Below are 13,339 nucleotides of genomic sequence, written 5' to 3'. Positions count from 1 at the left end.
CCTAGTCGACGCAACGGTACCGGAGGGCTTTGCAATTGCTTCCTTCCTAAAAGTTAGGCCGCAAGGCCAGTAACTTACCTAGTTAAGCGGCTTGCGCTCCGGCCGTTCCCCAACGAATGCTCCCAGTCGTGGCGACAGGGAGCTCCCTCATTTTCAACTCAATCATCTCGAACAGACTAGCGAAGCCGTACAGGCAATCTGACGGCCACATCGCCACCAACTGCGCCCGCAGATCCCCGGTGCGGTTGGACTTACCTTACAACATTGTAATGAGGTTTTTCGAAACGGGCTCGGTAGGAGCGTGTCGTAATTCAGTGTCTGCTAACAGGCTGATGAGCCATATCGGCCAGTAACCAAACGACGAAATACAACTATCGAACCCTGGAGAACGTAAATGACAAACTCAATGTTCGCATCCTGTATCCAAGCTTGTTCGAACTGTGCCCTAGTGTGCGAAATGTGCGCCTCTGCTTGCCTACGCGAGGATGATGTAAAAATGATGGCTCGCTGCATCGAGCTTGACCGCGACTGCGCGGACATTTGCAGGTTGGCTGCCACACTGATGAGCCGCGAAAGTGAATATGCTAAGAAGTTCTGCGCCCTTTGCGCCAAGATCTGCCGTGCATGCGGAGAGGAATGCGCGAAGCATGAAATGGATCATTGCCAAGAGTGTGCGAAGGCGTGCATGAACTGCGCTGAGGAATGTGAGCGTATGGCAGGATAACATCCGTAACTCACTGCTCTGGCACTACTAAATTGGGAGTGTCAGAGCCCCTCGAAGAATAAGAAAAGCCATGGTGCGCTTAATGTTCGCGCCTCCATGACATATCGAAAAAGTGCGTACGATACCCGCAACTGCCAAGAGCGAATCAATCCCTGTCCAGCAGCATTTCATTCCAAAGCGAAATACGATAGTTACGCGCTAGCAACTCTTACTTAGCCACCGATGATCGCCACCGTAACGGTCTATTCTCTTGCCACTGTCTCCCGATTGAGCGCTGAAAACTAATTGAGTGAATTAGCATGAAAGCTCCTGGCAAAAAGGCGGTCCAACAACAACCAAGCGGGCCATGCGACCTTATTTTGCTGGGAGAAAACGAAAATGGTTTTGCGAATATTCCCATCGCAGCGATTGGCTTTGCTGCTAGTACTGCTCGCCGTTCTGCAACTCAGTGGCTGCGCCGTTTCCCCGCGCCTGAAACCAAGCGACCAGCCAAGCGTTGCTCGCAAAACCTTTGTCATCACTGGTGCCTCCAGTGGCTTCGGCCGCGGCGTGGCGCTCAAGCTTGCCGCTCTGCAAGGCGACGTGGTGCTAGCGGCCCGCCGGACCGACGTGCTCGAAGAACTGGCCGCGCAGATACGCATGGCTGGAGGATCGGCACTGGTGGTGACCACCGACGTGAGCAACCCGAACGAGATGCAGGACTTGGCACGAGCCGCCATCGAGCGTTTCGGCAGGATCGACGTTTGGATTAACAACGCTGCGGTCGGAGCGCTGGGTCGTTTCGAGGACGTTCCCGTCGAGGACCATGCGCGGATCGTGGATGTCAATCTTAAGGGCATGATCTATGGCAGCCACGCAGCCATGCGCCAGTTCAGAGCTCAAGGCTTCGGCACGCTTGTCAACGTGGGCTCAGTCGAGAGCGAGATACCGCTGGCTTATCATGCCTCCTCCGCAGCGACCAAAGGTGGCGTCATAAATCTCGGCGCGGCAATCGCTGAGGAGATTCGCCTGAGCGGTAGCGAGACCATCAATGTCGCCACCGTCATGCCCTGGGCTGTGGACACACCGTTTCTGGGAATCAATTTGCCCTTTCTAGTTCATTGATCAGGGACTTCATTTCTGCGATTTCTCGGCGCTGAGCGTCGATGATTTCGTCAGCTAACTTGCGGACGCGAGGATCTGAAATCTGAGCTCGTTCACTTGTTAGGATTGCTATGGAATGGTGGGGGATCATGGCCTTCATGTAGTCCGTGTCGTCTACCGTCGCTTGCCCACGTACAAGCCATAGTGCAATGGTAAAAGCTACTGCACTTCCTGCCAATATCGCTAGGTTTACTGACTTACGCTTATACATGTTGAGCATGAATGCGAGCATGACTACTGCCATTACCGCGCCCATCACTAATGCCATCCAAGCGCGAGTCTCGCTCCAAAAAACATGCTCGAACGAGTAAGTATTTAAGTACATCACGCCATACATAATGATCGTAGACGTGGCTACCATCGCTGCAAAGCGCCAGTAAGACATTTGCATAGTTAGACCTCTTTAATGATTGCTGCTGGATCGGCGACTCAACGTGTTCGCGCAGCCCTGCTTAGAAGTGGCTTTCGAATGCTCTCCTAAAAACGGACAAGCCGAAGATGATGAGGTTTCGATTTTTTGAGAAGCTTACAAAAATGTAATCATCGACCGCTTTAAGACCGGCTTAAAGCGCTGCCAGCGCTGTACTACGCGTAATGTTCCCCTGAACTAATCAATCGCTAATAGCTTATAAGCAGACAATACCAACGTCGCGCTATGGACCACTGCGCGAAAGAGCGGGCCCACTAAGATGGCCTTCAAGCCTTGAGACCCGACTACTCGGCTTAGCAAGCCCAAAGAGTTATCGTGAGCAATAGAACACTCGGAGAGAACAATTCAGCACCCAGCATATGCCACGTTCTTGTCGAGTGTGACCGCAGGGTTAGTATTCGCACATTAGATGTGTGGCGGCTAAGACGGCTGGGTGTAGCTGGCTCCAAAACTGAGCGGCGAGGTTATTCTGTCCCAAGCCGCGCCTTTCGTGGCGCGCGGGACCTCACTCACTTTGAAACAACAGACCTTCGATTCGATCATGTTCTTCCGGTGTTGGCAGGGCAGATGAGTCAACATTGCCAATACTATTTGGCTGACCATTTTCTGGTGGGCCAACTTCAGGGTGGTAGGCGCCATCTGCGTCGAAAGCAACCCAGCCGTACAATTCTCGGATGACTTCGGAAGGATGGCCATCTTCCATTGCCACATACCAGTCCGCCAATCGGAAACGCTTACCGGCAAGCTTAGAAGTAGCCATTTCGGCTCGAACCAGCGCCAGATATAGCGGGTGCGGCAGTTCCTCTACGGCGCCGGTTTCGTCGAGCAAGAACATGAACGAGGCGTGCGACCGTTGCTCTGTAGAACCGGCTCGCTCCTCTTCCTCGCCTAAGGTAAAAACGGGAGCAAAACCGCCCCCCTCTGTTCTGAAGTTGGTCGTCTGGCCTTGGTAGACCCTGGCAGCGTTCCACTGCACCTCGCCAGCATAAGCGTAAGCGCGCAGATCAAACTTCATCGATCGTACCTGAGGGTCGGCGACGATTCTACGCTCGCCAGGAGCTACAAGGGACTGGGCCACGTAGTTTCCGCCAACGATTTCTTCCCAAACGCGCTTGGTGAGCTTGTCTCCTCGGTATGCACCGCGACTACCATACCCGCTGACAGGCTTGAAAAAGAGGCTACGGCGGTTTTGCCACAGGTGCTCTGCATTACCATGCCCGACAGGAACGGTAAGCGGGACGTATTGGGCCAATACGGTTCGGATTTGCTGATCAACGCCAATCTCTTCCAAAAAACGTGCGTTGGTTAGGTCAACCAACCTGCGTTTGTCGGCGTAAAGGGCATAGGCCTGAGGGTGTGGCGTTACCGTCACGACATCAGCCAAATAAGCGCTGCGCAGCGCGCTGCAATTGTCGCCTTCCAGATAGAAATCGGTGAGTCGGTTGTAGACGAGATCCACAGGCTTTCCGTCGACCAAGAGGGACTCGTTGTGAAAGGCCAGATCGGCTGGGTCTGCGATTAGGCAGTCGATTCCTGCTGACTCGAATAACCGCTGAAAAAGAAGGAACTCCGGATACAGGTATTGGGCTTGTGGGCTTTCATCCAAGATCACCACGCGCGTGAGCGGACGTGGCTCGCCGCTCGTAGACCATTCCTGGGCGAACATATCCAGAATCGAACGCTCGAAGCCGCCGGGTCCTTCCTGACCTGGCGAAAGCCCGACTACGCCGCTGCAACAACTACGCTGCGCGCGGGCGAGCAATACGTTTAGCATCGCTCCGCCCGCATTTGTGTTTATTTCGATGAGCCCAAGCTTGTCATCATCCAGATGGAAGTCGTAGCCAAAGAAGACGCCGCGCGCGCCCCGAGGATCGTGTCGGGCAATAGGAGGTGCAGAATCCAGAGCATGCTCACGCCAACCGGGCGAGCTCACGGTCTGCTCGATGGCCTGAATAACCTCATTAACCTGGCGCAGCCGCAAGGATGAAACAAAGACCGGTCGTGCTGCAAACACATGAGGGCAACGTGACTTCAATAGCTCCGACAGCTCTGAATTCCCAAGCTGTTCGGTCAATGAGTTTACGAGCGCAGCTTGATCTAGGCTTACGCAGAAGCACGCTTCGTTGAGCGCTGCGGCTGTCGTACCGCATTTTCTCGATGAGGACGCTTGCACGGGAACCTCCAGAACCAAACATACAGCTTCGAAAGTCTCGGCCTCTTTCGGTTCAGCCTGGCGTTTCTATGAGCGTAGGTCAGGGTCGTTGCTGGCACTCTGCCATTAACTAGACATAAGCTTTGGAAGCGTCATTGTGAAAGTCGTATGCCCCTCAGCTGATTCGCAAGCGATGCGCCCTTTGTGCGCTTCGACTATCGAACGAGTGATAGCCATGCCGAGGCCCGCATTCATGGTGGTTCCTTCGCGCCTTGCGGTGTCGACCCTATAGAATCGATCAAACACTCGGGCCTGAAGCTCGGCTGGAATCGTTGTGCCTCGGTTGGATATGGCTGTGCAAACCGAGCCACCGCTCTCGCTTATTTCAACGCTGATGGTGCTGCCTTCCTCTGCATATCGAACTGCGTTAGAGACTATGTTTGAGACGGCCCGTCTCAGCATCGATTTATCGCCATGTACCGATCCATCGCCTGAAAGCGCGATTTCTACCTTTTTGTCCTCGGCTGCAAGCTCGTAATATTCGATAACGCTCGCGGTAATCTCAGCCATGCTGGCATCTTCGGCATTGGGCGTAATCTTCCCGTTGTCCGCCTTGGCGAGGAATAGCATGTCATCGACCATCTTTGACATGCGCCTAAGTTCTTCGAGGGCGGAATACAAAATGTCTTTGTAGTCGGTATTCTCGCGGTCGCGCAAGAGCGCGACCTCCATTTGGGTAAGCATGCTGTTCAGCGGCGTTCTTAGCTCATGCGCGATATCCGCTGAGAAACCTGACAATCTGAGAAAAGAGTCGTCCAAGCGCGAAAGCATTTCGTTGAAGTTGTCTACGAGTTCATGCAGCTCGCCTGGCACCGACTCGGTTGGAATTCTGGTATCTAAGCAGTGGGCGGTTACTGTAGAAGAAGTCTTGGACAGTTCGTCTATTGGTTTTAAGCCTTTCCTGATCAGAACAACACCTAACGCGCCACTCAGAAGTGCACTAACGACAAGCGTATAAGCAAACCACTGCTGAATCATATCGAAGAAGTGGATTCGGTGCGTTACATCCAAAGCCAAATAGATAACAGTGTCCTGCCCTTCTACCCACCGATTTACTTTTCTGGTAATTCCGCTGTACTGGTGGCCACCGAAACTTACCGTCCAGCGTTCCTCTTGGATGTCTGTGACAAGAGGTAGCAAGCTCTCAGACAGATTGTGATGGGAGTAAACCGTCTTACCGTCTACTACAACCGCAGTCGCGAAGCCAAAGGAGTGCTCAATAACGGCATCGATCCTTGAAGCGGTCTCAGGCCCGAATGCTGAGCTGTTGAGTAGCGTACGCTCTACTGCAGCGGCCTTTTCATTAAGCACTTGTGCATCTTTGCGTTCGAAATGGAGCTGACAAAAATAATTAAAGCTGATTGCGGCCGCCAGCAGCACAACCGTAACCACGAGCATGAAAGCTATCGCCATTCTGCTCGTCAGTGACACTTTTCCCATCAGTACGGTCCTGGTTAGGCCATCAAGCACAAAAAAGCAGGTGGGGCACCCCCCACCTGCTTCGATCATTGTTACTCACACCCTCATATCCTATGCTGCGTCTGGATTTTCGCCATTTTGCGAGTGGTCGGCTTTGGCGGCCCCCATCATCTCACGACACTCTTTCATCATTCCACGCATGTCACCCATCATTTCCATATGCTTGTCGCCGCTCATCATGCCGGTTTCTGAATGGCTTTGGTCCGCTTTATCTGCCGCTGCGAAACTCAGTCCGCTCGCCAAGGTGATTGCGATTGCTGTAACGGTGATGGCCTTTCGCATGTTAAATCTCTAAGTTCAGTGGGTTATTCGCTTTTGCTTAACAAGGTGTTTTCGCCAACGTTGGGCTCCTTGGGCTTGTCGCACTTACCGCTAGACATATGCTTCATGCATACGACCATCATCAACAAGCAGGGCAAGAGAAAGAGCAGGCTTGGCAGCGTTGTTGCCAACGCCGCAGTGCTTTGGTTCAGTAGCATGTAGCCAACCACAGCTGCGGTTAACCCCGTTACGACCGGATTGCGCTGCAGTACGCTTTTAATCTTGGATATTATGCTGCTCATCTAACTATCCCTCGGATATTAAGCTTGGCAGATTAGCCATTGTTCACGCCAACTGGGGTGCTCAGGAACTCTACCGTATGGATCTTCCCGTCGGGGGTCTTGACCTTCATCTCATACGTCTGGACTTGGGCACTAGTTCTATAGTTTTGAATCATTCGAGTCGTGCCGGTCGCCCCTGCAGGTGCGATGCTCAGCACTTGACCCTCTTTGACAAGCTCCTTAAGGGTGGGCTTTGCTCCTGCCGAGTCATTTAAGCGATTCAGCGTACGTTCGCTTCCGCCTTCGGCCATTGCAAGCGAGGAAGCAACGGTCAGAATAAAAGGAACGATTACTTTGGTTATGCGGTTCATGGTTTGCACCTCTTGGTTAGTTGATGCCTGTAGATTAAAGGCTTGCTACTTACAAGAAGCTGTTGCCAAGGTTACAAAGCGGTAATCGCTTCATTCTCGTGTTGGTACGACCGCCGCGCCTGCGGCGGTCGCTTTCTGCTCTTTACTGCTTTTCGATGCGCGTAATGGTGGAATCCATACCTTTCGAGGAGAACTCGAATTCGACCTGGTCCCCTTCTTTCAGCGTTTGGAGCTGATCAGGCTTTGCTTTGAAGCCCATCGTCATCGACGGCCAGCCCAACGCTTCGACCGGGCCGTGGGCAATGGTGACGGTTCCGCTCTCGGTGTTTACTTTCTTGACCGTACCTGTGGCTGTAGCGGTCTGTCCCGCCGACTTCTGGTCCATTGGCATGTTCATGCCTTTGTGATCCATCGGCATGCCGTCCATTGGCTCCTTGTCGGCGGCATAGGCGACTGGCACCAGGAAGAGTGAGGCAAGGGTGATGTGCTTAATGTTCATGGATGTTCTCCAGTGGGGTTGGTTGCTTGCTGGGTGGTAACTCGCAATTGCCGGCGGCGCATCAGCAGGTAAGCTGCCGGCAGAACGAACAGGGAGAGCAAAGGGGCGGTGATCATCCCGCCCACCATGGGCGCGGCGATGCGGCTCATGATTTCGCTGCCGGTTCCGCTACCCCAGAGGATGGGCAGCAGACCGGCGATAATCACTGCTACGGTCATGGCCTTGGGGCGCACCCGCTGCACAGCGCCTTCGCGGATTGCGTCGAGCAGTACGCCTTCGCCATGGGCTCCAGCGTTAACCCGATCTGTCCATGCGTTCTTCAAATACAGCAGCATAATGACGCCGAACTCAGCAGAAACGCCTGCCAGTGCGATGAAACCGATTCCTGTCGCTACGGATAGGTTGTACCCGAGCAAATAGAGGAACCAGACGCCACCGGTTAGGGCGAATGGCAGCGTGGCCATGATCAGCAACGCCTCCCCAAAGCGCCCAAACGTGAGGTAGAGCAAGACAAAAATGATGAGCAAGGTAGCCGGCACGACGAGCTTCAGCTTCGCGTTAGCTCGCTCCATGAATTCGAATTGGCCGGAATAGCTGATGCTCATGCCGGATTCGAGCTGGACCCCTTTGCTGATCTTTTCCCTCAGATCGCCCACCACAGCCGCCATGTCGCGGCCACGAACATCGACGTAAACCCAGCCCGACAGCCTTGCGTTTTCGCTTTTAAGCATGGGCGGTCCGTCTGTCACCTGTACTTTGGCCACGGTCCCCAACGTGATCTGGCTGCCTTGCGGCGTGTAGATCGGTAGGTTGCGCAGATCGGATATCGAGTCGCGCCACTCGCGGCCATAGCGGAGGTTGATCGGATACCTGGCGAGCCCTTCCACGGTTTCACCAATGGTTTGACCACCGATGGCACCGGCCACGATCGATTGCACGTCCGCGATATTCAGGCCGTAGCGTGCGGCGGCGACACGATCGATATCCACATCGATATACCTGCCGCCGGTCAGTCTCTCAGCAAGTGCCGAACTGACCCCAGGCACCGTTTTGGCGATTTTTTCCACTGCCTGGGTGGCTTTGTCGATCTGTGCCAAGTCAGTGCCATACACTTTCACCCCGATCGGGCTCTTGATACCCGTCGCCAGCATATCGATACGGTTTCGAATCGGCGGGATCCACAGATTGGCTAATCCAGGTACCTGTACGGTGCGATCCAACTCCTCAACCAGCTTGTCAGGCGTCATCCCAGGGCGCCATTGATCCTTCGGCTTGAACTGAATGGTCGTCTCGAACATTTCCAGCGGGGCGGGATCTGTAGCGGTGTCGGCTCGACCAGCCTTACCGAACACGTGTGCAACTTCTGGAACCGTTTTTATGAGCCGGTCCGTCTGCTGCAGTAGCTCAGAAGCCTTCTGAGCGGAGAGGCCTGGAAGCGCAGTGGGCATATAAAGGAGGTCACCTTCATCCAGCGGGGGCAAGAACTCCCCACCAAGGCGAGAGGCCGGCCACAAGCCTGTCAGGAAGACCAGAACAGCCACCAGCAGAGTCATCTTGGGCCAGCGCAGTACCGCGTCCAGGGCCGGCTTGTAGATCCAGATGAGGCCACGGTTGAGTGGATTACGGTGTTCGTCAGGGATTTTGCCCCTGATCCAATACCCCATGAGCACCGGAACCAGCGTGACAGACAGGCCCGCGGCGGCTGCCATTGCATAGGTTTTGGTGAACGCCAGTGGACCGAACAGCCGGCCTTCCTGCGCCTCCAGGGTGAACACTGGTATGAACGACAGCGTGATGATCAGCAGGCTGAAGAACAGTGCCGGCCCCACTTCAACAGCCGCGTCAGTAATGACCTTCCAGTGCTCCTGGCCCTTCAAGGTGGAGTCAGGATGCCGCTTGTGCCAGGCCTCAATGTGCTTGTGGGCGTTTTCGATCATGACGATTGCTGCATCGACCATCGCTCCGATGGCGATCGCGATGCCACCCAACGACATGATGTTGGCGTTGATGCCTTGCCGCTGCATGATCACAAAAGCAATCAGGATGCCGATCGGCAACGACACGATGGCGACCAACGACGAGCGCAGATGCCACAGAAAAATCGCGCAAACCAACGCAACGACAATGAACTCCTCGATGAGCTTGTGCGTGAGGTTTTCAACGGCACTGTCGATCAGCTTGCTACGGTCGTACGTCGTGACGATTTCGACGCCTTGGGGCAGGCTCGCTTTCAGCTCATCCAGTTTGGTCTGAACGGCAGCGATGGTTTCCCGAGCGTTCTTGCCGCTCCGCAGGATCACCACGCCGCCGACTACCTCACCTTCACCGTCAAGCTCGCTGATGCCCCGGCGCATTTCCGGGCCGAGCTGGATATGCGCAACGTCCCCTAGCGTCACAGGCACGCCGCCGTCGAGACGCAAAGGAATGGCTCGAAAGTCTTTGAGTGTCTTGAGATACCCGGTCGCACGGACCATGAACTCGGTTTCTGCGAGTTCCAGAACACTCCCGCCGGTTTCACGGTTGGCTTCATCGATCGCCTTTGCAATCTGCTGCTGCGTCACGCCCCTGCTTGCCATGCGCACGGGATCCAGTACGACCTGATACTGCTTGACCATCCCGCCTATGGGCGCGACTTCCGCCACGTTGGGCAGTGTCTTGAGCTCATAGCGCAGGAACCAATCTTGCAAAGAGCGCAGCTGCGAGAGGTCATGTTTGCCCGTTCGGTCTACCAAAGCATATTGGTAGATCCAGCCGACACCTGTGGCGTCAGGGCCCAAAGCGGGTTTGGCGGCGGCGGGAAGCCGACTCTGCACCTGACTCAGGTACTCCAGCACCCGAGAACGGGCCCAATAGAGGTCGGTGCCGTCCTCAAACAGGACGTACACGTAGCTATCCCCGAAGAAGGAGTAGCCGCGGACCGTCTTTGCGCCGGGGACAGACAGCATGGTCGTCGTCAGTGGGTAGGTGACCTGATTCTCAACGATCCGGGGCGCCTGCCCGGGGTATGGCGTGCGGATGATGACCTGAACGTCGGAAAGGTCTGGCAATGCATCAACAGCGGTGTTTTTGACCGACCAGACACCCCAAGCCACCGCGAACACAGTAGCCAGCAGGATCAGAAAGCGGTTGGCCACTGACCAGCGAATTATGGCTGCGATCATCGCTGGCCCCCCAGCTTCTCGATGTGCTCAATGACCAGGCCCTCTTCGCTTTCACGCGCGCCGACACGGACGTGATCGCCGGTCTGCAACTTTGTTAGGAGCGATTGATCTGCAACCGGAAAGGACATTGTCATCCCAGGCATGTTCAGCGTCTTGAACGGCCCATGCGACAGGCCAACCATGCCATCTTCCAGGCTGACGATCGTACCTTCAGCCTCGTGCAGCGCAGGTTCTGTAGAAGTTGCAGGCTCCTCCAAACCCTGAGCGGTCAGCCCGCGTAGGCTCGCCTCTGAATCCAGGAGAAACTGACCGGACGCCACGACCTTCTGACCGGCTTCCAGCCCTTCAAGCACCTCTGTCTGGTCATCGAATTCCCGGCCTGTGCGAACCTCAATCGGGCGGTAACGGCCTTGATCCTCGGCCAGCATCACCAATGCGCGCCGACCGGTGCGAATGACCGCCTCGGACGGGATGACCAAGACATCTTCGACGTTGCGACTCAACGTCACCTCGGCCGTCATGCCGGGACGAAGCCGTTGTTGCGGATTAGGCAGTTCAACCCGGACGCGCACAGTACGGCTATCCAAGTTGGCTTGTGGTAGTACGGCCTGGATCGTCCCTTCCAGAACTTCACCTGCAAAGGCCGGGAGGCGCGCGTTGACCAGCTGCCCAGGCGCCACATTTGCAACCTGCGCCTCAGGCACCGCAACCTCTAACCATACCTTTTCCAGCCCATTAACACGTGCCAGAGACGCACCAGTGGATACGGTCATGCCCTCGCGAACGTCGAGGCTGTTCAGCACGCCGCCTATTGGACTCCTCACTGTCCAAACAGGGCGCGCTTTACCAGTTCGTTCTAGCTGCACTATGACTTCTGGCGGCATGCCAGCAAGGCGCAACCGCTGGCGAGCCGCTGCGAGCAGCTGGGGTTCGCCAATCCCTTTGAGCGCCAGGTACTCTTCCTGTGCGGCAACCCATTCGGGAACCAGCAGATCGGCTAACGGCGCGCCTTTTTCGATGACATCCTCCGGTGCTCGGTCGTAAACGCGCTCGACAAAGCCACCGGCACGCGCCTGCACAACCGCCACGTCTCGCTCGTCGAACATCAATGCGCCTGTCGCTTCGAGCGACTGGCTGATCGATTCACGCGTTACGGTTGCAAAGCGCACGCCGAGATTCTGCGTCACGCTCGGGTCGATACTGATCGATGCCCCGTCGCTTCCCTCATCTGCATAGCGTGGAATCAATTCCATATCCATGAATGGCGACTTGCCCGGCTTATCGAACTTTTGCTGGGGGACCATAGGGTCATACCAATAGAGCACTTCCTTGTCTTCTTCTGCAGGCGATTGTCCGAAGGCTGCGGTAGGCAGACCGATTAGCGCTGCAGCGCTAATCATCAGAGGCAGACTGAAGGCGAGTACCAGCCGCTTGTGTTGGAATGTCATGGTCGGGTATCTCCAAAGGCGAAATGCAGGCGGGCATTGCTCAACGATCGATCGCGGGCGACGTCAATACGCCGTAGCCGGGTCTCCACAAGCTGTCGTCGCGCTTCGATCACAGCGGTCAGCTCACCGCTTCCGGAGCGGTAATCGGCCATGGCAAGGCGGACCTTCTCTTCAGCGAGGGGTAGTAAGGTTTTGTCGAGGCGGATGAGTGCGCGGTCCAGACGCTGATACTCAGCGAGGTCAGTACTCAGCTCTTGGTTGTACAGGCGCAAGGTCGCTTGGCGCTGAGCCTCGATCTGGGCAAGGCGAGCTCGTTCGGCCGCGATCTTCGGATCCTGCCGAGAGCTGGTAAACAGCGGCAGGTCGAAGCTGACGCTGAGGTTCACCATGTCGCCGTACTCACGGCCACGTCGCAGGTAGTCGATCCCCCAACTCCAATCCGGTGTTTTCTCTGCGATGGCCTGGTGAACCTTTGCCTCCGCTTCACGAGTCATCGGGTCGAAGGCGAGTAACGCCGGGTGCCGGTTCAGGTTGTGCTGATAGTTATCAACGGCGGCAAGCCATTGCGGCCAGTCACCTGTAAGCGGCTGGCCTGCTAGCTCGCCTATCCAGCGCCGGAGGCCGGCCCGCGCAACAGCCTGGTTACGCAGCAGCTCATCCTCTTGTTCAGCCAGCAATGCTGCCTCTTGCCTCGGAAGTACGCTGTCTGCGGTTTGTCCGCTGCCGCCAGCAATGCGGGCCTGAACAGCCCGCGAAAGGAGCTGATTCTCGCTGTAAAGCTGCTTGAAAAGGCTTAGCTTCTGCTCGACCGCGAAGCTAGCGATCCATGCCTCGGCGGTTGCTTGGCGCACACCGAGACGTTCAACCGTTTGCTGGGCGTTTGCGAGCGCAACACTAGCCTGCGCGGCCTCGACACGAGCGCGCCTTTTCGCTCGGTTTGGCACATCTTGCATGACCCCAACCATTTGCATGGTCATGGCCTCTTGCTCCAACTGCCAGCGAGCGTCACCTTCGATGGGCACGCTTTGCAGTCCAAGCTTAAGTTTAGGGTCAGGAAGCTCGCCGGCAGGGATTGCAGCGCTGCGTGCGGCCACCAGGTTGGCGGCTTGCGCATGCAGCGAAGGCGCGTCTTGCTCGGCCACGCTCAGAGCTTGTTCTAAGGTCAAAGCGGACGCTAACCCTGGAAACGAGAGCGCGCCCATGATCAAGGCGGCCACGTACGGCGGCGCCCAATAAATACGGGGTTTCATTTGCGAAGGATTCCTGATCTTTCATGCGAGCCAAAGGCGCGCAGTAGCCGGCCCGAATGCTCACTCGGGCGGTTCCTATA

At 55.9% G+C, this 13,339-nt stretch carries 12 protein-coding genes; 2 read left to right on the top strand and 10 right to left on the bottom strand.

Going from position 1 to position 13,339, the window contains the following annotated elements; genetic code table 11:
* The first annotated feature begins 394 nt into the window (after nucleotides 1–394).
* Both H610_RS25160 and H610_RS0117765 read left to right on the top strand, forming a co-directional pair.
* Entirely contained in the window at nucleotides 395–724 is a 330-nt protein-coding gene (locus H610_RS25160) for a four-helix bundle copper-binding protein (protein ID WP_015275568.1), read from the top strand.
* A 378-nt stretch (nucleotides 725–1,102) separates the two neighbouring features.
* Entirely contained in the window at nucleotides 1,103–1,828 is a 726-nt protein-coding gene (locus H610_RS0117765) for an SDR family NAD(P)-dependent oxidoreductase (RefSeq protein ID WP_003292641.1), read from the top strand.
* Here H610_RS0117765 and H610_RS25155 read toward each other — a convergent pair.
* From H610_RS25155 to H610_RS0117720, 10 genes are all read right to left on the bottom strand, one after another.
* A complete protein-coding gene (locus tag H610_RS25155; RefSeq protein WP_003292642.1) occupies nucleotides 1,803–2,258 on the bottom strand; it encodes a DUF305 domain-containing protein in 456 nt (151 codons plus the stop codon). The two genes, H610_RS0117765 and H610_RS25155, sit on opposite strands and share 26 nt — an antisense overlap.
* A 544-nt stretch (nucleotides 2,259–2,802) precedes the next feature.
* Complete coding sequence (locus tag H610_RS0117760) at nucleotides 2,803–4,371, bottom strand: hypothetical protein (protein WP_226924959.1); 1,569 nt, start codon at nucleotides 4,369–4,371, stop codon at nucleotides 2,803–2,805.
* Between the two features lie 204 nt (nucleotides 4,372–4,575).
* Nucleotides 4,576–5,949, bottom strand: coding sequence for a heavy metal sensor histidine kinase (locus H610_RS0117755; RefSeq protein ID WP_003292645.1), 1,374 nt, complete (start codon nucleotides 5,947–5,949; stop codon nucleotides 4,576–4,578).
* A 90-nt stretch (nucleotides 5,950–6,039) separates the two neighbouring features.
* Complete coding sequence (locus H610_RS0117750) at nucleotides 6,040–6,270, bottom strand: hypothetical protein (RefSeq protein WP_003292646.1); 231 nt, start codon at nucleotides 6,268–6,270, stop codon at nucleotides 6,040–6,042.
* Between the two features lie 23 nt (nucleotides 6,271–6,293).
* Nucleotides 6,294–6,551, bottom strand: a complete 258-nt coding sequence (locus H610_RS0117745) for a DUF2933 domain-containing protein (protein ID WP_003292647.1) — start codon at nucleotides 6,549–6,551, stop codon at nucleotides 6,294–6,296.
* 32 nt (nucleotides 6,552–6,583) lie between these two features.
* Nucleotides 6,584–6,901 carry a co-regulatory protein PtrA N-terminal domain-containing protein gene (locus tag H610_RS25150; protein ID WP_003292648.1) on the bottom strand — a complete coding sequence of 106 codons (318 nt, stop codon included), beginning with the start codon at nucleotides 6,899–6,901 and terminating at the stop codon, nucleotides 6,584–6,586.
* A gap of 142 nt (nucleotides 6,902–7,043) precedes the next feature.
* Nucleotides 7,044–7,400, bottom strand: coding sequence for a copper-binding protein (locus tag H610_RS0117735; protein WP_003298789.1), 357 nt, complete (start codon nucleotides 7,398–7,400; stop codon nucleotides 7,044–7,046).
* Entirely contained in the window at nucleotides 7,397–10,561 is a 3,165-nt protein-coding gene (locus tag H610_RS0117730) for an efflux RND transporter permease subunit (protein ID WP_003292650.1), read from the bottom strand. Before H610_RS0117730 ends, H610_RS0117735 begins: the two co-directional genes overlap by 4 nt.
* Entirely contained in the window at nucleotides 10,558–12,009 is a 1,452-nt protein-coding gene (locus H610_RS0117725) for an efflux RND transporter periplasmic adaptor subunit (RefSeq protein WP_015275570.1), read from the bottom strand. Before H610_RS0117725 ends, H610_RS0117730 begins: the two co-directional genes overlap by 4 nt.
* The gene (locus H610_RS0117720) at nucleotides 12,006–13,259 is read right to left on the bottom strand and encodes a TolC family protein (RefSeq protein WP_003292652.1); all 1,254 of its coding nucleotides are present in this window, start codon (nucleotides 13,257–13,259) and stop codon (nucleotides 12,006–12,008) included. Before H610_RS0117720 ends, H610_RS0117725 begins: the two co-directional genes overlap by 4 nt.
* Nucleotides 13,260–13,339: the final 80 nt, after the last annotated feature.

The sequence above is a fragment of the Stutzerimonas azotifigens DSM 17556 genome, assembly GCF_000425625.1.
GTDB lineage: Bacteria > Pseudomonadota > Gammaproteobacteria > Pseudomonadales > Pseudomonadaceae > Stutzerimonas > Stutzerimonas azotifigens.
Note: the sequence above shows the minus strand (reverse complement) of the source record. Positions and strands in the feature narration are given on the sequence as shown.